This is a genomic window from Phenylobacterium sp., assembly GCF_016124325.1.
Classification (GTDB): Bacteria; Pseudomonadota; Alphaproteobacteria; order Caulobacterales; family Caulobacteraceae; genus Phenylobacterium.
Map to the genome: position 1 here is coordinate 62,995 of NZ_WGNY01000002.1, position 16,522 is coordinate 79,516.

Here is a 16,522-nt window from a genome sequence, read left to right on the forward strand (position 1 = left end):
ATCAGGTGGCGAATAGCACGGCGCCCGACGGGCGGCCCGCGCGCTATCGGCGGTAGGTGAAGCCCACGCGGAAGGTGCGGGGCGCGGCGAAGCTCTCGGTCCCGTCGCCGGTCTCGCCCACCTCCAGCTTCTCGTCGAAGAGGTTGTCGGCCGCCACATAGGCTTCGACGGCCTCGGTGACGCGCCAGGCGGCGCGGGCGTCGAATTGCAGCCCGGCCGACAGCCGGCGGCTGTTGAGGTCGTCCTCGAACCGGGCGCTCTCGTAGCGCAGGTCGGCCGAAAGGCTCAGCGCGTCGGCCGGACGCAAGGTCAGTCCGCCCGTGACCGTCCACTTGGGCGTCTGCGCCGGGCGCAGGCCGGTGAGCTGCGGCAGCACGCTTCCACCGCGCACCTCGGCGTCGGTGTAGGCCATGGCCGCACGCCAGGAGACGGCCGCCCCCGCTTCGCCGGACGCCTCGCCCTCGACGCCCCAGGCCTTGATCTCGCCGGCGTTCCGGCGCTGGCGCAGCGTGCCGCCCGCCGGCACGAAGCCCGCGGTCGGGAAGGTCCCCGGCCCGACGCCGATGGTGACGTTGGCGATCGGATCCTTCAGGCGGTTGTAGAAGACGTCGGCGCTCCAGCGGACCGGCCCCTCTCCGCCAAGGCCCAGCTCGGCGCCCTGGAGCGTTTCCGGCTTGAGGTCGGGATTGGCCTCGGTGATGTCGTTGCCCACCCGGAACGGTCGGTGCAGCTCGTTCAGCGTCGGCGCGCGGAACCCGGCGTAGGCCGCCGCGCGCAGGTAGAGCGCTTCCGACACGGCATAGCGCACGCCCACCCGGCCCGTGGGCGTGGTGTCGCTGCGGTTGGCCGCCCCTTGGTCCAGCAGCAGCGTTCCGGTGGTGGTGTCCCATTCGCGCCGCACGGCGTCGTAGGCCCGGCTGCGGTCCAGGCGCACGCCGCCGGTGACGATCCACGGCCCCTCGTCGTAGGCCGCCTCGGCGTAGACGCCGGCCACCAGGGTCTTGCCGCCCGCCTCGCGCTCGCGGGTGAAGGCGCCGCCGATCAGCCGGTAGCGCTCGTGCTCGGTTCCGTCGGTCAGGCGGGCGTCGCCGCCGACCTCCCAGGAGAATGCGCCCTGGCCGCCCTGCAGCGCGGCGTTCAGGCCATAGCCCGTGGCCGGCGTGTCGTACTGGTCGTTGGCCGGCGTCGTCCCGGTCCGCCCCGCCGCCACCGCGGCCGAGCTGTTCTCAAGATTGCTGGTGCGCACCCAGCCCTGGAGGCGCCAGCCGCCCACGCCCTCGCGGGCCGGCCGGGCCAGGGTGAGCGTCGCCGAGGCGCCGCGCGCGTTCGAGCGCGCGCCCACGATCCCGGCCTGCTGGTTCACCTGATAGGCCGAAAGCCGCACCGCCGCCTGGACGGGTCCCAGCTCGTGCTGGAGGCGCACCGCGGCGGTGGCGTCGTCCATCCGCAGGCGCTCGTCGGCGGCCCCGCGCTGGGCGCCGCGCACGGCGTAGTAGCCGTCGGTGCGCGAGGCGGCCGCGCTGATCAGCACGCCCGGAAGCCCCGCCGCGATCGCTCCGCGATAGCTGTCGCGCTGGCCCGCCGAGACATCGGCGTCGATCAGCCCGGCGCGCGCGTCCTTCTCGCCGAGCGCGATCACGCCGGTCAGCGCGCCCGCGCCGTAGGGGCCGGCGCCTGCGCCGCGCACCACCGTCGCCGAGCCGATCGCCTCCGGCGGCAGGGCGCTCCAGATCACCCAGCCCCCGAACGGATCGTTCTGCGGCGCGCCGTCGAGGGTCACCAGCGCCCGGCCCGCGCCCGAGGGGGCGATCGCGCGCAGCGAGACGCCCTGGGTCGTGGGATTGGCCGCCTCGCTGCCCGTGCGGCGGAACAGGGACACGCCCGGCGCGCTCTTCAGCGCATCATCCAGGCGAACCGTGGTCTGGAGGGTCTCCGGCTCGATCCGCACCGCGCTGAACACCGCCTCCCCGCCCAGGGGCGCGAGGCGCGGCGGATGGACGACGACCGCTTCGACGGCGGGCGGCGGCGGAGGGGGCAGATCGGGCATGTCGCCTCGTAGCTCTGGTATGGCGGGCGGCACGAGGGCTAAAGACACCCAAGGGAGAGTTCAATGGCTGGGGTCGCAATCGTCACCGGAGCCGGCAGCGGGATCGGCCGGGCTGTGTCCGTCGCGCTACTCCAGGCGGGCTGGAAGGTGGTGCTGGCCGGACGCCGCGAACAGGAGCTGGCCGCCACCGCCGCCCTGGGCGAGGGCGCCCCCTGCCTCGTGCAGCCCACCGACGTCTCCGACCCCGACTCGGTCGACGCGCTCTTCGCGGCTGCGAAGGACCGGTTCGGCCGCCTCGACCTGCTGTTCAACAACGCCGGGACCGGCGCGCCGCCCGTTCCGATCGAGGACCATTCGGTCGAGCACTGGCGGCGCGTGGTCGACGTGAACCTCACCGGCGCCTTCCTCTGCACGCGCGCCGCGTTCCGCCTGATGAAGGACCAGGACCCGCGCGGCGGGCGGATCATCAACAACGGCTCGATCTCGGCGCACGCGCCGCGGCCGCTGTCGATCGCCTACACGGCCACCAAGCACGCCATCACCGGCCTGACGCGTTCGACCTCGCTGGACGGGCGCGCCTACGACATCGCCTGTGGCCAGATCGACATCGGCAACGCCGCCACCGACATGACCCGCGCCATCGCCCGCGGCGTGCCCCAGGCCGACGGCTCGATTCGCCCGGAACCCACGATGGACGTGCAGGCCGTCGCCGACGCGGTGCTCTACATGGCCGGCCTGCCGCTTTCGGCCAATGTGCAGTTCCTGACCGTGATGGCGACGCAGATGCCTTTCGTGGGCCGCGGCTGAACGCCTAAGTTATCAGCGGTAACTGATCGTTCATTTCGCACTGCAACAAGCATGTTGCACCGCGACAAGATTACGCTTGCGTCAACGGAAAGATCGCGGAATCAGTGGGCGTACGGGCGATATGGCACGGGGCGTGAGTTCCCGGCCGGCGCCTGAGAGGAACGCCGGAAAGGGGTTTGTTCAAACCCCCTCCCCGGAGATCACAAAATGATCCGCATTCTGACCGCCGCCGCCGTCGCGGCCCTCATCGCGGCCCCGGCCAGCGCCGAATCGGTTCGCATCAGCACCGTCGGCAAGTCGACCGAGCAGCTGCACGCCGACATCGCCAAGGCCGCCAAGAAGGTCTGCGTGCACGCGACCACCAATGCGACCTTCCCGCACGAAGAACTGGCCGCCTGCATGAAGGCCACCGTGGCCGAGGCCGTCGCCCAGACCGGCGATCCGGAACTGGCCGCCGCCGCCGGCATCAAGCTGGCCCAGCGCTAAGACCTAAGCCGCGCCGAACGGATTGGGCGCCGGGGTTTCCGCCTCGGCCTCCGCGAAGTTCGGCGCCCGCTTCTCCAGGTTGGCCCGAACGGCCTCCACCTGGTTCGGCGAGCCGATCAGCGCCGTCTGCTCGCGGCTTTCCTCGAGCAGGATTTCCCGCTGATCGGCCTCGGCCGCCAGATTCAGCAGCCGCTTGCCCGCGCGGATTCCATGCGGGTTCTTGCTGGCGATCTCCTTCGCGAAGGCCAGCGCCTCGGCCCGCGGGTCCTCGCAGACGCGCGTGGCCAGCCCCATCGCCAGCGCCTCCTCGCCCGAGAAGATCCGGCCCGAGAACGTCAGCTCGCGCGCCACGTCGTCGCGCACCAGCTGGCGCATCAGCACGATGCCCGCCATGTCGGGCACCAGCCCCCACTTGATCTCCAGCACCGCCAGCTTCGCGTCGGGCGTGACGAACCGCATGTCGGGGCCCAGCGCGAGCTGGAAGCCCCCGCCGAACGCCACGCCGTGAACCGCCGCGATCACCGGCACGGGCAGTTCGCGCCAGACCATCACCGCGTGCTGCGCCCGGTTCGAGCCGCCCGGGGTGCGGTTGCGGGTGACGAGCGCGCCCGTCGTGCCCTGCCCGCCCGCGCGCTGGCCGGAAGCCATCTGCTGGAAATTGCCCATGTCGAGCCCGGCGCAGAAGGCGCGGCCCTCGCCCGAGAGCACCACGGCCCGCACCGCCGCCTCGCCCTTCAGCCGTTCGCCCGTCTCGATCAGGGCCTCGAACATGGCGTTGTCGAGGGCGTTCATCTTGTCGGCGCGCACCAGCCGCACGTCGGCCACGCCGTCCTTCAGGTCCACCGTCACGCGGTCGTTCATCGGAGTTCTCCTTTAGCGCCGCGCCAGCACGTAGCCGGCGCGGGGGAAATGCACGTGCACCATGTCGAGCTCGCCGCATTCGCGGGCGATGGTGATCCGGTCGCCGGTGAGCGTCACCAGCACGCCCTCCACGGGATCGCGGCCGTAGTCGTCGGCCTGGACCACGACCGGATCGCCGCGATGCAGGCCCGACGGGTCGTCCGGATCGCAGCCGAGCCCGTCGGCAGGCTCGGTCTGGGTGGCGGCGCGCAGGGCCTCGGCCGGCTCCATCTCGCGGCGGGCGCCGTGGCCGATGGCCCGCAGGCGTTCGCGCCAGGCCTGCACCCGGTCCAGCCCCGCCAGCATGGCCTCGGCCGCCGCGGGCGTCGCCGCGCCGGTCCACCATACGTTCATCCAGCACGCGACATCGGCGAGTGACGGCGTTGATCCGCCAAGGAAATCTCCGCCCGCCAGCCCGTTCTCGATCCAGGCGGCATAGGCCCGCCACTGGGCCCGCATGAAGGGCGCGGCGGCCTTCATGGCGGCCACGTCGAACGGCCGGCCCGACAGCTTCTCGCGGTCGGCGATGAAGTCCTTGGGGACCTGGTCGCCGATCTCGCCGAAGATCACCGCCACGCTGGCCTGGAACCACAGCCGGTCGGCCCACAGGTTCACCGCCCAGTCGGCGCCGCGCACCACCGGCGGATCGGGATAGCGGCGCTCCAGCTCGGCCAGGATCACCTGGGTGTCGCAATAGATGTCCGCGCCCAGCTGCATCACCGGGATGCGCCGGTAGCCGCCGGTCAGCACCACGAGGTCGGGCTTGGGCATGATCACCGGCTGGATGACCGAGCGCCAGGCGAGGCCCTTGATTCCCAGCATCAGCCGCACCTTCTCCGAGAAGGGCGAGGTGTCGTAGTGGTGGAGGATGATCTCGCCCATCTAGGCGCCCGCCGATCCGCGGCCGGTCGTCAGGCTGTCGGCGGGGCGCATCTGTCCTCCATCCCTCTGCTGATCCGACGCGAACCCTAGGCCAAAGACGCGCGCCTGCAATGGCGCCCCAACGTCAGCGGTGGCCGCGGACCGCGCTGGCCCGCCCTATGCACGCATGGGGGGATGTCGCTTGAACTGTCCCTCGCCCGCCGATGTTATCCGACGCAAATGCTGCGACCGGCGCTCGACATCGTGGACGACGGCGGCGAGGCGGAGCGGATCCTCCAGTCGCTGAACGAGGCCGTCCATCCCGGCGACCACGGCCGCGGCGGCGCGCCCATCACGGTCCCGGCGGCGGCCCTGGCGTTCGGGGTTCTCGACCCCGATGGCGCGCTTCGCGACCGCGACGAGCGCTTCACGCAATGGTTCGCGCCCGACGACGTGCGGCACGCGGCGGACGAATGGCTCCGGGGCCCGCGCACGCCGGGCCTCGTGGCCCTGCCGGCGCGCGACGGAACCACGACGGTCCTGCTTCTCGGCCGCGCCGAGGATGCGCGCGGCTGGAGCCTGCCGGGCGATATCCTGGCGTCGCTTGCCGACGGGCCGGCGGTCGCGGTGGCCTACCGCCCCTTCGAGGTCCGCGCCCTGGCCGAGCGGGCGCTGGCGAGCTGGCGGCTCACGCCGTTGGAGTCGCGGGTGGTGCGCGCCCTCATTGGCGCCGGCGACCTGATCCAGGGCGCGCGCCAGGCGGGAACCGGTTACGAGACCGCGCGCAAGGCCCTTCGGCTGGCCCTGCGCAAGGCCGGCGCGAACCGCCAGACCGATCTCGTCCGCCTGCTGCACGCCGCGGTCGGCGGCGGCGACCTCCAGCTCGCCCAGGCCCCGGTCCTGCGCGACGCGCTCGGCCTGACCGAGCGGGCCGGCGGCGCGGCCGTTCTGCTGGCGCTCGGCCTCACCCGCGCCGAGGCGGCCGCGACGCTGGGCATCAGCGAGCACGCGATCAAGGACGAGCTGTCGGCCCTCTTCACGCGCTTCGGCCTCCGCTCGGCCACCGACCTCAGCCGCCTGACCACCGAGGCCGCCGTGCTGATGGGCGTGTCGGTGAACCGCAACCTGGCGCTCGGCGCCTCCTGGGGCGCGTTGCGGCCGCTCAGGTTCGTGAACCGGCCCGGCGGCGCGGGCCGGATCGCCCTGTCGGACTTCGGGCCCGCGAGCGGCTTCCCGACCTTCCTGCTCCACAGCGCCGCCACCGGGGCGCTGCTCGACCGGCGGCTGGTCCGCGCCCTTCAGGCCCGCGGCATGCGCCCCATCGCGATCGAGCGGCCGGGCTTCGGCCTCACCGACGTTCCGGCGGGCCGCGACGCCGGGGCCGCGGCGGCCGACGACATGCTGACCGTGATCGAGGCCTTCGGGCTGAAGACCGTGCGCCTCGCCTGCCGCGGCGGCGAGGACGCGGCGCTCCGGTTCGGGCTGGCCCATCCCGAGCGCCTCGACCGCGCGGTCCTGATCAATCCGTTCACGCCCTACGCGATCGACAATCGCTGGGACGGCTTCATGAACGGAGCCAAGTGGCTGATCGTCCGCCAGCCCCACATGATCGACTTCCTGGCGCGCTTCCTGGGCAGCCGCCTCAGCCGCGAGACGCTGGAGCGCCTGACGCGCCGATCCCTGAGTTCGAGCCGCGCCGACACCGCCCTGCTCGAAGACCGCAGCGTCGTCGACGACTATGTGGAGTCGGCCCGGCTGGTGGCGCTCAGGTCGACCTGGGGATTCGTCCAGGAGCAGAAGGCCTATCTATCCTGGACGCCGCCGCGGCTGCCCGACGGCTCGGCCTGGGTGCGGCTGGTGGGTGAGCAGGACGTGCTGTACCGCCCCGGCGACGCCGACGGCCTCTGGGCCGAGGCCCTGCCGGGCCATCGCCTGATCCGCCGGCCCGACGCGGGGCGGCTGCTGCACGCGTCCCACCCGGACCTCGTCGCCGAAGCCCTCGCCGGCTGACGGCTTCGGCGCTAGGCCGCGACCAGGGCGCGCCACCGGCGGCGGAGGCTGGCCCCCGCCACGCCGAACCCGAGGATCATCAGCGCCCACGCGGCCGGCTCCGGCGCCCCGCCCACCGCCTGGCCGTCGAAGGTCACCTCGTCGAGGAACGAGTAGGCGCCGTAGCCGGGGTGGTTGTTCACGGTCAGCCGCACGTAGGGCGCCGCGAAGGCCAGGTTGTCCAGGGTCAGGAAGGTGTGGGCCGCCGTCGAGGTGGACGAGTTGTTGTTGGCCGAGCTGGGGGGCGTCAGCAGCGTCCCGCGCAGCGTCCAGTCCAGCCCGTTCAGCGAAGAGTAGACCCGCAGGTCCGGCAGCACTACGTCGGTGACGGTGTCCTGCGTCGTCCCCACCGAGACGCTGGAGAAGGCGTAGGTCGCATCGAAGGTGAAATCGATATTCACCTGGGCGTCCGTCCAGCCGACCCAGGGCGCCGCCCCGCCGACGGCCCAGCCGGCGTAGCCGAGGACGCCATCCGTGAGTTCGCCGGCCGGGGTCGACGGCGCGGGCGATCCGCTCGGGGTGTAGGCGCCGGCGTCGTGGTAGCAGTACGTCCCGCAATCCGTCGCCTGGTCGAAGACATAGCTCACCGGCGTGAGCGTCGCCGCCGATGCGGCGCCCGCGGTGCCAAGAACCATCACGGCGATAAGGGCCGACACACTGCGCTTCATGAAATCCCCCGAAAGCAACTGTCCCGCATCCGATCACGCGGGCCGGGGGCGATCATCCCCCTTTTGGGGGTACGGGCGGGGCGGTCAGGACGATAGGGCCTGGGCCAGGTCCATCCCCTGGGCCGCCTTGGCCGCCAGGAACGCCGGCCGCGCGCTGATCCGTTCCCAATAGGCCTGGATGGCCGGCGAGAACTTGGCGTCCAGTTTCAGCTGCCGCGCGAGGAGAAGCGCGTAACCCACGGAAATATCAGCCGCCGTGAATCGCCCGGCGCAGAGATAGTCGCCATGGGCCAGGGCGCGATCGACGTGGCGCAGCCGGCTCAGGAACCACTGGGCGTAGTCGTCGGCCACCACCTCGGCCTTGCCGGGCTCGAACTGGCGGTAGCGCAGCACCAGGGTCTGCGGGAACGTCAGGGTGGCCTCGCCGAAGTGCAGCCAGTTCAGCCAGGCGCCGTAGGCCGCGTCCTCCACCGGCACGGCCAGGTCGGAGGGGCCGTAGCGGGTGACGAGGTACTGCACGATGGCCGCGCTCTCGCTCATGAAGGTGTCGCCGTCCTTCATGGCCGGGATGGTCCCGAGCGGATTGACCTCCAGATAGCCCGGCTCGCGCACCCGCGGCGGGAACTTCAGCAGGTGAAGCTCGTAGGAAAGGCCCAGCTCCTCCAGCGCCCAGAGCGGACGGAAGGAACGGGCGTCGGGGCAGTGCCAGAGTTCGATCATCGACGTCTTCCCCTTCATCAGCGCGGCGTCATGGCCGGGCTTGTCCCGGCCACCCAGAAACGCCGGAGCGCCGGGTTGCTCCACGGCCCTCGCCACGGCGAGCCGCCAGCCAAGTCAGCGCGTCTGGCTGGCCGGGACAAGCCCGGCCACGACGGATAGGTGGCACGCCTACCCCTCCCGCCGCTCGTAGACTGGCCGGCGCTTCTCCAGGAACGCGCGGACGCCCTCCTGGAAGTCGCCGTCCGAGCTGGCCAGGATCTGGTTGCGGTCCTCCATGGCGATGGCGGCCTCCAGCCCCTGGGCGTCGATGGCGTGGTTCAGCGCCTCCTTGGTGAGCCTCAGGCCCAGCGGGGTGGCGTGCAGCATGTCCTCGGCGAAGGCGTTGGCCTCGGCGGCGAGCTGGTCCTTCTCGACGATGCGGCTGACCAGCCCCAGCTGGTAGGCCCGCTCGGCGTCGATGAAGCGGCCGGTCAGCATGTATTCGGCGGCCACGGACGAGCCCACCATCCGGGGCAGGAAGTAGCTCACCCCGATGTCGCAGGCCGACAGCCCGATGCGGATGAAGGCGGCGTTCATCCGCATCCTGGGCGTCGCGATCCGCACGTCGGAGGCCAGGGCCAGGGCGAAGCCGCCGCCCGCCGCAGGGCCGTCGACGCACGCGATGATCGGCTGGGGGCAACGGCGCATGGCGATGACGATCTCGCTGATCTCGCGCTGGCGGGTCAGGCCGGCGCCGATCGAGCGCTGACTGGAGTTGTCGCCGCGCTCCTTCAGGTCGAGCCCCGCGCAGAAGGCGTCGCCGGCGCCCTGCAGCACCACCACCCGCACGTCGCGCCGCCAGTAGAGATCGACGAAGAACTCCCGCAGCGCCGTGACGAGGCCACGGCTCAGGGCGTTCAGCCTCTCGGGCCGGTTCATGGTGGCCCAGACCACCTCGCCCTCCTGGCGCAGTTCAAGATCGGCCATCGTCAGAGCCCTTTCAGCCAGTCGAGCAGGAAGCCGGTCGTCTCGGCCGGCCGCTCCTGTTGGGTCCAGTGCCCGCAGCCGGGCAGGATGTGGACGGCGCGCAGGTCGGTGACGTGCTGGCGCATCATCGCCGCGGGGTCGGGAATGCGGCCGAAGCCGTTGAACGCGGGGTCGCGGTCGCCGCCGATCAGCAGCGTCGGCATCTCCAGCTTGCGGCCCTTGAACGCCTGCAGCCACGCGAAGTCGCGCTCGTGGTTGCGGTAGCGGCTGATGGGGCCGAAGAAGCCCGACCGCTCGAACTCGCCCACGTAGTAGTCGAGGTCCGCCGCCGTCAGCCAGGCGGGGAACACGCCGGGATCCTTCATACCCTCCAGCATCGAGGCGCCGTGCTTCTTGACCGGCCAGCTGCCGTCAGGCGCCTCGCCGGCGATGCCGAAGTAGAACTTGCGCAGGAAGTCCCGGACGTCCTTTTCCGCCTCGGCCTCCGGCGGCCCCACCTCCTGGAACCAGGCCTGGTAGAAGAAGTGGCCCTTGTCGGTGAAGGCCTCCTTGAAGATCTCGGTGAAGGGCCGGCCCGGCACGCCGCTGAACGGCACCGACAGCCCGGCCACGGCGCGGATGGCCTCGGGCCGCGACAGCGCCGTGTTCCAGACGATGGGCGCGCCCCAGTCGTGGCCGATGAGGATCGCGGGCGCGCCGGGCTGCAGCGCCTTCGCCACGCCGGCCACGTCGCCGGTCAGCTGCTCCATGGAATAGTCGGCGACGGCCTTCGGCTTGTCGGAGCCGCCGTAGCCGCGCACGTCGATGGCCGCGGCCGTGAAGCCGGCCTGGGCGATCGGCCCGATCTGGTGGCGCCACGAATACCAGCTCTCCGGAAAGCCGTGGACCATCAGGACCAGCGGTCCCTCGCCTTCCACGGCCACCCGGAGCCGCGCCTTGCCGGCGTCGATGGTGCGGAACTCCGGCATGCGCGCCTCCCCCAACGATCGTTTGCCCGCCATGCTTCGTCGCCGGGCGCCGGGCTGGCAAGGCTGACGGTGCGGCAGGCGCGACCCAGCGCCATCACATCAAGATCGATTGATATATCAATCCTGCTTGATATAAAATCGGTCGCCATGGACGCCCAACCGCCTCATCCCGAGATGACGCCGCCCGAATTCCTCCGGTTGGCCGGCCATCCGGTGCGCTGGCGCCTGCTGGGCGAACTGGCCCGCAGCGACCGCATGGTCCACGAACTGACCGATCTGGTCGGCGAACCCCAGAACCTGGTCTCGTACCACTTGGGCAAGCTGCGCGACGGCCGCCTGGTGTCGGCGCACCGCAGCTCGGCCGACCGGCGCGATACCTACTACGGCCTGGATCTCCCGCGTTTTGGCGGCCTGCTGTCGGCCACCGGCGGCGCGCTGCATCCCGGCCTTCGCCTCGCGCCTCCCCGGCGAGGCGAACCCCTGGCCGGCGCCCGGAAGGTGCTGTTCCTCTGCACGGGCGCCAGCGCGCGTTCGCCGATGGCCGCGGCGCTGGCCAGGGCCAGATCCGGCGGCGCCGTGGCGGCGTACAGCGCCGGCAGCCATCCCCGGCCGCTGCATCCCAACGCCGCGCGGGTCATGCGGGAGGACTTCGGCCTCGACCTCGACGGCCATGTCCCGCGCTCGCTGGACGACTTCGCCGGCGAGACCTTCGATCGGGTGGTGAGCCTGTGCGACCGGGTCCGCGAGGTCTGTCCCGAGTTCCCCGGCCACCCGGAAGCGATCCACTGGAGCATCGCCAACCCGGCCACCGGCGAGGCCGACGACGCCACCTGGCCGCTGTTCCGGCAGGCCGCCGCCGAGCTCTCGACCCGCGTCGACTACCTGCTGGCCCTGCTGGGCGACACCCTTCCCTCCGCCTGAGCGTCAAGGAGACCGCCATGCCCGACGCCTTCGACACCGTGAACGTCCGCTACATGGTCAACGACGTGCAGGAGGCCGTCGACTGGTACGTCGCCAACTTCGGCTTCAGCGTGATCCTGGCGTCACCGGCGTTCGGGTCGGTCGAACGGGGCCATCTGCGCTTGCTCCTCAGCGGCAAGGCCAGCTCGGCCGGGCGGCCCATGCCCGACGGCCGCCAGCCCGAGCCGGGCGGTTGGACCCGCTTCCAGGTCGTCGTCGGCGACATCGCCGCCGAGGCCGAACGCCTGCGCGGCCGGGGCGTGACGTTCCGCAACGAGATCATCTCCGGCCCCGGCGGATCGCAGGTCCTGGTCGAGGACCCGTCCGGCAACCTGGTCGAGCTCTTCCAGCCCGCCGCCGGGTTCCAGCCCGCGCGCTGAGCCTGACCCGCCTTCGGCGGCGGCCCTGACGGGACGTCACCGTTGACCTGCCGGCACCCGGCGCGAACCATGCCCCAAAGGGAGGAGCGCCATGGTCTCGCTGACCGAGAAGAGCGCCGGGTTCGAGCATGTGGACTGCACGCTCGACGCCCACGTCGCCACCATCACCTTGAACCGCCCCGAGCGGCGCAATGCGCTGAACTATCGCGCCTATGACGAGCTGGAGGCGGCCTTCCGGGTCTCGGCGTCCGATCCGGACGTCCGCTGCGTGATCGTCACCGGCGCCGACCCGGCGTTCTGCTCCGGCGACGACGTCGGCGAGATCATGGCTGGGCCCAAGCCGGTCAGCCGCGCGCCCACGCCGGTCACCTACCAGGCCACGCCCGCCGCCATCGCCGCGCTGGAATGCGACAAGCCCGTGATCGCCGCCGTCAACGGCGCGGCGGTGGGCTGGGGCATGGAGTTGGCGCTGTTCGCCGACATCCGCATCGCGTCGGAGAAGGCGAAGTTCGGCGAACTGTTCGTCAAGCGCGGGCTCGTCTGCGACGTGGGCGGCTTCTATCGGCTCCCGGCGATCGTCGGGCCCGAGAAGGCGGCCGAACTGCTCTTCACCGGCGACATCCTCGATGCGGCGGAAGCGCTGCGGATCGGCCTGGTCAGCCAGGTCTCGCCTCACGCCGAGCTGATGATGCGGGCCCGCGACCTGGCGGGCCGCATCGCCGCCAACCCACCGCTGGCCGTGCGGCATCTGAAGGCCGGCCTGTCCCGTTTCGCCTACGGCGACCCGCGCGAGATCGGCGCCTGGGCGATCGAGAAGATCCGCCTGCTCATGCAGACGGAAGACCACAAGGAAGGCGTCGCCAGCTTCCTCGAGAAGCGCGCGCCGGTGTTCCAGGGGCGCTGAACGCATGGACGATCCTCTCGATTTCTCCGGCAAGACCGTCCTGGTCGTCGGCGGCTCCAGCGGCATCGGCAACGGCGTCGCCCACGGCTTCCGCGAGCGCGGCGCCACCGTCCACGTCTGGGGCACGCGGGCCAACGCCTCCGACTATTCCGCCGACGAAGGCTCGGACCTGGAGGGCCTCGTCTACGCCAAGGTCGACGTGGGCGTGCGCGCCGAGATCGACGCGGCGCCGGCGCTGGAGCCTCTGGACGTCCTGGTCCTCTGCCAGGGCACGGTGGCCTACAAGCGCGCCGAGTTCCGGCCCGAGGCCTGGAACCGGGTGATGGCCGTCAACCTCGACAGCCTGATGGACTGCGCCCGCAAGTTCCACGACACGCTGGCCGCCCGGCGCGGCGTGATCATCATCGTCAGCTCGGTCTCGGGCTTCACGTCCAACCGCGGCAATCCCGCCTACGCCGCCTCCAAGGCCGGCGCCGTCAGCCTGACCAAGACGCTGGGCGAGGCCTGGGCGCACGACGGCATCCGCGTCGTGGGCCTCGCGCCGGGCCTCGTGGACACCAAGCTCACCAAGGTCACCACCGAGAACCCCGCCCGCCTGGAGGGCGCGCTGCGCTCGATCCCGCTGGGCCGCATGGGCACGCCGCGGGATATGGCCGGCGCGGCCCTGCTGCTGGCCTCGCCCCTCGCCGGCTATGTGGTCGGCCAGACCCTGATCGTCGATGGAGGCCTTTCGCTATGACCCACCGTTCCGTCGCGGGCTCCGTCATGCTGATCACCGGGGCCGGCTCCGGCATGGGCGCCGCCACCGCCCAGGTGTTCGCCGCGGAGGGCGCGCACGTGGCGCTCACCGACCTCAAGCTGGAGACCGTCGCGCCCCTGGCCGACGCCCTGCGCGAACAGGGCCTCAGCGCCGAGGCCTGGGCGATGGACGTCGCCGACCCCGAAGCGATCCGCATGGTGGTCGACACTGTCGCCCTGCATTTCGGCCGCCTGGACATCGTCGTGAACAATGCCGGCATCTCGGCATTTTCTCCTATAGATTCAGATAATTATGATGAAGTCTGGACGCGGGCGCTGGCCGTCATGCTCACCGCGCACCAGCGCACGATCCGCGCCGCCCTGCCCTACCTGCGCCAGTCCGAGGCGGCCCGCATCGTCAACATCGCCTCCACCGAGGCGCTCGGCGCCACCAGCCGCGACAGCCCCTATTCAGCGGCCAAGGCCGGGGTCACGGGCCTGACCCGCGCGCTCGCCGTCGAGCTGGGTCCCGAGGGGATCACCGTCAACTGCATCTGCCCGGGGCCCATCCTCACGGGCATGACCCAGGCCATCCCGGAGGCCGACAAGGAGACCTTCGCCCGGCGCCGCACGGCGTTGCGCCGCTACGGCCGGCCCGAGGAGGTCGCCCACATGACGCTCAGCCTCTGCCTGCCGGCCGCCTCCTACATAACCGGGGTCACCATTCCCGTTGACGGCGGGCTCATGGCGCGCAACGCCTGAGGACCGGGCAACAACTCGCAACCTGACGCAGGCCGGCGCGCCTCCCGCACGCGCGCCGTGCGGTCATCATGGGCGCAGGTTGGGCGCGACCGACGGGATCAAGGCCGCGCCCGGTTCGGGAGATGGATCATGACAGTTTGCAGGGCCGCCCGGCGGGGCGGATGTCTCAAGCGCGCCTGGATTGCGGCCAGCGCGCTGGCGCTGGCGGCGGGTTCGGCAGGCGCCGCCAGCGCCGCCGAGACGCTGGTCGATTTCGAAGCGCTCGCGGCGCCGACGACCGCATATGTGCTGGCCGACGTCACCTTCACCACCGGCGTGAATGGCGTGCTGTCGCCAGTCGACGGACCCAACGGCACGCGGACGGTGATCGGCGACTACTACGAGAACCCCAGCGACCCCGACGGCTTCAGCTTCGCGCCGATCCGGGCCGACTTCGCCACCCTGATGGGTCGTGTCCGCGTCGATCTCGGCGACTGGCCCAGCGTCGAGTTCGGGGACGAGGACCTTCTGTTCATCGAGGCGTTCGACGCCAACGACATCTCCCTCGGCCGCACCGAGCTGCTGGTCGGCCCCACCGAGCCCGACTTCAAGACCCTGACCGTGCAGGCGGCGGGCATCCGCTACGTCGTGTTCGGTTCCGAGGGCGTGGGCGGGTCCAGCGTCTACGCCGACAACTTCCGCTTCGACACGGCCGTTCCCGAGCCCGGGACCTGGGCGCTGCTCCTGGCCGGCTTCGGCGGCATAGGCGCGATAGCCCGGCGGCGACGGGCCGCGGCGGCCTGAGGCTCAGGCGCCCGTGAACTTGCCCGGCCGCTTCTCGCGGAAGGCGGCGACGCCCTCGCGGAAATCCTGGCTGGAGGTGGCCAGGAGATACTGGTCGCGGTCCATGTAGATCGAGGCGTGCGCGGTCGCGGCGCTCAGGGCGTTGACCGCCTCCTTGGTCATGCGGATCGGGATGGGCGGCAGGGCGGCGACCTTGTCGGCCCAGCGCCGGGCGGCGGCCAGCGCCCCGCCCTTCGCGACGGCCTCGTCGGCAATGCCCCAGTCCAGGCAGCGGGCGGCGTCGAGCGCCTCGCCGAACATCACGAACTGCTTGGCCCTCGACGGCCCCGCCAGGGCCACGATACGCGGCAGGCTGCGCCAGCTCATGTTCATGCCCAGGGGAACCTCGGGCAGCCTCAGATAGGCGCCCTCGCCCATCACCCGGAAATCGCAGCTCAGCACCAGGGCCGCGCCGCCGCCGATGCAGTAGCCCTCGATGGCGGCGATGGTCACCGCCTCGATCTCCTCCCAGGCGCGGCAGAGGTCCGGCCCCGCCATGATCGCGCGGCGGCTTTCGAGCAGGCTGGGCTGGGCGCGCCGCGCCTCGCTGGCCGAGAGGTCGGCGCCCGCCGAGAAATAGGCTTCGCCGCCTGAGAGGATCACCGCCCGCACGTCGGTGCGCAGCCGCAGGAGCCGCGCCGCCTCGGTCAGTTCCTCCATCAGTTCGCCGTTCAGGGCGTTGCGCGCCTCGGGGCGGTTAAGCGCGACCTCGACGATCCCCTCGCGCTTTTCGACGCGGATCAGCCGCCATTCGCCCTCGAACAACCGGTCCATGTCGCCGACTCCCCCTCACGATTTCGCGCATCATGGGGCCCGGCAGGCCGTTCGTCTTCCCGCGAAGGGTGTCGTCGGGGCCTATTCCTTGCGGCCGAAAACCTTGGGCAGTTTCGGCAGCCAGCCCTTCTTCTTCGTCTTTGGCGGCGGGGCGGCGATCTCCTCGATCGGCGGCGCGCTGGTCGCCGCCTTCACCGCTTCGGCGGCCGGCGTCGCCTCGGCCGTCTGCAGGCCGAGGTCCTTGTCGCAGCGCGCGTCCCGCGCCTCGGTCTCGAACACGGTGGCCATCGCCACGGGTGCATGGCCGGGCTTGGCGGTGTCGACGACCACGGCGAGCGCCCGGCGGCCGGGCAGGTTGCAGAAGGTCTCGAGGCTGGCGTCGTCGCCCGGATCCCACTTCGTCCTGGCCGGGGTGAACAGCTCATGCCGCGCCTTGATGGCGGTCAGCATGGCGTCGCGGACCACCACCGGCTCGCCCGCGTCGGCGCGCACGGTGCAGCTGTCGGGATCCTTGCCCCGGCGGATCACCACGAACTCTCCGTTGGCGTCGCCCACCGGCGCCCCGTCGATCACCGCCGAAAGGCATGCGGCGGTGGCCGAGCGCGCCTCCTGCTTCGGGTCGGCATGGGCCGCGGCGGCGGGGGCGAGGATCAGGGCGGCAAGGATCAGGACGCGCATGCCGCCCCGTTCGCCCAGCATCGCGGCGCTGA

18 protein-coding genes are annotated in these 16,522 nt (G+C 71.7%); 9 read left to right on the forward strand and 9 right to left on the reverse strand.

From position 1 onward, the window contains the following. Window positions 1-43: 43 nt before the first annotated feature. Window positions 44-2,047, reverse strand: a complete 2,004-nt coding sequence (locus tag GC203_RS00660) for a TonB-dependent receptor (protein ID WP_293450277.1) — start codon at window positions 2,045-2,047, stop codon at window positions 44-46. Between the two features lie 63 nt (window positions 2,048-2,110). Here GC203_RS00660 and GC203_RS00665 point away from each other — a divergent pair, with 63 nt between their 5' ends. Further along, window positions 2,111-2,854 (forward strand): SDR family oxidoreductase, encoded by a 744-nt coding sequence (locus tag GC203_RS00665; protein WP_293450279.1) that lies wholly within the window; start codon window positions 2,111-2,113, stop codon window positions 2,852-2,854. Window positions 2,855-3,061: 207 nt separating this feature from the next. Next, window positions 3,062-3,340, forward strand: a complete 279-nt coding sequence (locus tag GC203_RS00670) for a hypothetical protein (protein WP_293450281.1) — start codon at window positions 3,062-3,064, stop codon at window positions 3,338-3,340. A 3-nt stretch (window positions 3,341-3,343) separates the two neighbouring features. Here the strand turns inward: GC203_RS00670 and GC203_RS00675 are convergent, their stop codons facing one another. Continuing rightward, the gene (locus GC203_RS00675) at window positions 3,344-4,201 is read right to left on the reverse strand and encodes a crotonase/enoyl-CoA hydratase family protein (protein ID WP_293450283.1); all 858 of its coding nucleotides are present in this window, start codon (window positions 4,199-4,201) and stop codon (window positions 3,344-3,346) included. 12 nt (window positions 4,202-4,213) lie between these two features. Next, the gene (locus GC203_RS00680; RefSeq protein ID WP_293450285.1) at window positions 4,214-5,122 is read right to left on the reverse strand and encodes a glutathione S-transferase family protein; all 909 of its coding nucleotides are present in this window, start codon (window positions 5,120-5,122) and stop codon (window positions 4,214-4,216) included. 219 nt (window positions 5,123-5,341) lie between these two features. Here GC203_RS00680 and GC203_RS00685 point away from each other — a divergent pair, with 219 nt between their 5' ends. After that, window positions 5,342-7,111 (forward strand): alpha/beta hydrolase, encoded by a 1,770-nt coding sequence (locus GC203_RS00685; RefSeq protein ID WP_293450287.1) that lies wholly within the window; start codon window positions 5,342-5,344, stop codon window positions 7,109-7,111. Between the two features lie 11 nt (window positions 7,112-7,122). Here the strand turns inward: GC203_RS00685 and GC203_RS00690 are convergent, their stop codons facing one another. From GC203_RS00690 to GC203_RS00705, 4 genes are all read right to left on the reverse strand, one after another. Then, window positions 7,123-7,818 carry a PEPxxWA-CTERM sorting domain-containing protein gene (locus GC203_RS00690; protein ID WP_293450289.1) on the reverse strand — a complete coding sequence of 232 codons (696 nt, stop codon included), beginning with the start codon at window positions 7,816-7,818 and terminating at the stop codon, window positions 7,123-7,125. A gap of 84 nt (window positions 7,819-7,902) precedes the next feature. Continuing rightward, entirely contained in the window at window positions 7,903-8,556 is a 654-nt protein-coding gene (locus GC203_RS00695) for a glutathione S-transferase family protein (protein WP_293450290.1), read from the reverse strand. A 150-nt stretch (window positions 8,557-8,706) separates the two neighbouring features. Beyond that, window positions 8,707-9,504 (reverse strand): enoyl-CoA hydratase-related protein, encoded by a 798-nt coding sequence (locus GC203_RS00700; protein WP_293450292.1) that lies wholly within the window; start codon window positions 9,502-9,504, stop codon window positions 8,707-8,709. Window positions 9,505-9,506: 2 nt separating this feature from the next. Next, on the reverse strand, window positions 9,507-10,472 hold the full coding sequence (locus GC203_RS00705; RefSeq protein ID WP_293450294.1) for an alpha/beta hydrolase: 966 nt from the start codon (window positions 10,470-10,472) through the stop codon (window positions 9,507-9,509). 147 nt (window positions 10,473-10,619) lie between these two features. Between GC203_RS00705 and GC203_RS00710 the strand changes: the two genes are divergently transcribed. The 6 genes from GC203_RS00710 to GC203_RS00735 all read left to right on the forward strand — a co-directional run bounded on the left by GC203_RS00710 (window position 10,620) and on the right by GC203_RS00735 (window position 14,999). Next, window positions 10,620-11,393, forward strand: coding sequence for an ArsR family transcriptional regulator (locus GC203_RS00710; RefSeq protein WP_293450296.1), 774 nt, complete (start codon window positions 10,620-10,622; stop codon window positions 11,391-11,393). Between the two features lie 17 nt (window positions 11,394-11,410). After that, window positions 11,411-11,812, forward strand: coding sequence for a VOC family protein (locus GC203_RS00715; protein WP_293450298.1), 402 nt, complete (start codon window positions 11,411-11,413; stop codon window positions 11,810-11,812). A 91-nt stretch (window positions 11,813-11,903) separates the two neighbouring features. Next, complete coding sequence (locus GC203_RS00720) at window positions 11,904-12,716, forward strand: enoyl-CoA hydratase-related protein (protein ID WP_293450300.1); 813 nt, start codon at window positions 11,904-11,906, stop codon at window positions 12,714-12,716. 4 nt (window positions 12,717-12,720) lie between these two features. Next, complete coding sequence (locus GC203_RS00725) at window positions 12,721-13,455, forward strand: SDR family oxidoreductase (protein ID WP_293450302.1); 735 nt, start codon at window positions 12,721-12,723, stop codon at window positions 13,453-13,455. After that, window positions 13,452-14,216, forward strand: coding sequence for an SDR family NAD(P)-dependent oxidoreductase (locus GC203_RS00730; RefSeq protein ID WP_293450304.1), 765 nt, complete (start codon window positions 13,452-13,454; stop codon window positions 14,214-14,216). Before GC203_RS00725 ends, GC203_RS00730 begins: the two co-directional genes overlap by 4 nt. A 129-nt stretch (window positions 14,217-14,345) precedes the next feature. Next, window positions 14,346-14,999 carry a PEPxxWA-CTERM sorting domain-containing protein gene (locus GC203_RS00735; protein ID WP_293450306.1) on the forward strand — a complete coding sequence of 218 codons (654 nt, stop codon included), beginning with the start codon at window positions 14,346-14,348 and terminating at the stop codon, window positions 14,997-14,999. A 3-nt stretch (window positions 15,000-15,002) separates the two neighbouring features. Here the strand turns inward: GC203_RS00735 and GC203_RS00740 are convergent, their stop codons facing one another. Continuing rightward, window positions 15,003-15,812, reverse strand: coding sequence for an enoyl-CoA hydratase/isomerase family protein (locus GC203_RS00740; RefSeq protein WP_293450308.1), 810 nt, complete (start codon window positions 15,810-15,812; stop codon window positions 15,003-15,005). Between the two features lie 81 nt (window positions 15,813-15,893). Further along, window positions 15,894-16,511: a hypothetical protein gene (locus GC203_RS00745; RefSeq protein ID WP_293450310.1), complete on the reverse strand. Its 618-nt coding sequence runs from the start codon at window positions 16,509-16,511 to the stop codon at window positions 15,894-15,896. Window positions 16,512-16,522 lie beyond the last annotated feature (11 nt).

Excerpts from the sequence above, each read along its gene's own strand:
- GC203_RS00670 (WP_293450281.1), top strand. The coding sequence starts at position 3,062 with ATGATCCGCATTCTGACCGCCGCCGCCGTCGCGGCCCTCATCGCGGCC.
- GC203_RS00710 (WP_293450296.1), top strand. The coding sequence starts at position 10,620 with ATGGACGCCCAACCGCCTCATCCCGAGATGACGCCGCCCGAATTCCTC.
- GC203_RS00675 (WP_293450283.1), bottom strand. The coding sequence starts at position 4,201 with ATGAACGACCGCGTGACGGTGGACCTGAAGGACGGCGTGGCCGACGTG.
- GC203_RS00720 (WP_293450300.1), top strand. The coding sequence starts at position 11,904 with ATGGTCTCGCTGACCGAGAAGAGCGCCGGGTTCGAGCATGTGGACTGC.
- GC203_RS00690 (WP_293450289.1), bottom strand. The coding sequence starts at position 7,818 with ATGAAGCGCAGTGTGTCGGCCCTTATCGCCGTGATGGTTCTTGGCACC.
- GC203_RS00685 (WP_293450287.1), top strand. The coding sequence starts at position 5,342 with ATGCTGCGACCGGCGCTCGACATCGTGGACGACGGCGGCGAGGCGGAG.
- GC203_RS00705 (WP_293450294.1), bottom strand. The coding sequence starts at position 10,472 with ATGCCGGAGTTCCGCACCATCGACGCCGGCAAGGCGCGGCTCCGGGTG.
- GC203_RS00700 (WP_293450292.1), bottom strand. The coding sequence starts at position 9,504 with ATGGCCGATCTTGAACTGCGCCAGGAGGGCGAGGTGGTCTGGGCCACC.
- GC203_RS00735 (WP_293450306.1), top strand. The coding sequence starts at position 14,346 with ATGACAGTTTGCAGGGCCGCCCGGCGGGGCGGATGTCTCAAGCGCGCC.
- GC203_RS00740 (WP_293450308.1), bottom strand. The coding sequence starts at position 15,812 with ATGGACCGGTTGTTCGAGGGCGAATGGCGGCTGATCCGCGTCGAAAAG.
- GC203_RS00680 (WP_293450285.1), bottom strand. The coding sequence starts at position 5,122 with ATGGGCGAGATCATCCTCCACCACTACGACACCTCGCCCTTCTCGGAG.
- GC203_RS00665 (WP_293450279.1), top strand. The coding sequence starts at position 2,111 with ATGGCTGGGGTCGCAATCGTCACCGGAGCCGGCAGCGGGATCGGCCGG.
- GC203_RS00725 (WP_293450302.1), top strand. The coding sequence starts at position 12,721 with ATGGACGATCCTCTCGATTTCTCCGGCAAGACCGTCCTGGTCGTCGGC.
- GC203_RS00660 (WP_293450277.1), bottom strand. The coding sequence starts at position 2,047 with ATGCCCGATCTGCCCCCTCCGCCGCCGCCCGCCGTCGAAGCGGTCGTC.
- GC203_RS00745 (WP_293450310.1), bottom strand. The coding sequence starts at position 16,511 with ATGCTGGGCGAACGGGGCGGCATGCGCGTCCTGATCCTTGCCGCCCTG.
- GC203_RS00730 (WP_293450304.1), top strand. The coding sequence starts at position 13,452 with ATGACCCACCGTTCCGTCGCGGGCTCCGTCATGCTGATCACCGGGGCC.
- GC203_RS00715 (WP_293450298.1), top strand. The coding sequence starts at position 11,411 with ATGCCCGACGCCTTCGACACCGTGAACGTCCGCTACATGGTCAACGAC.
- GC203_RS00695 (WP_293450290.1), bottom strand. The coding sequence starts at position 8,556 with ATGAAGGGGAAGACGTCGATGATCGAACTCTGGCACTGCCCCGACGCC.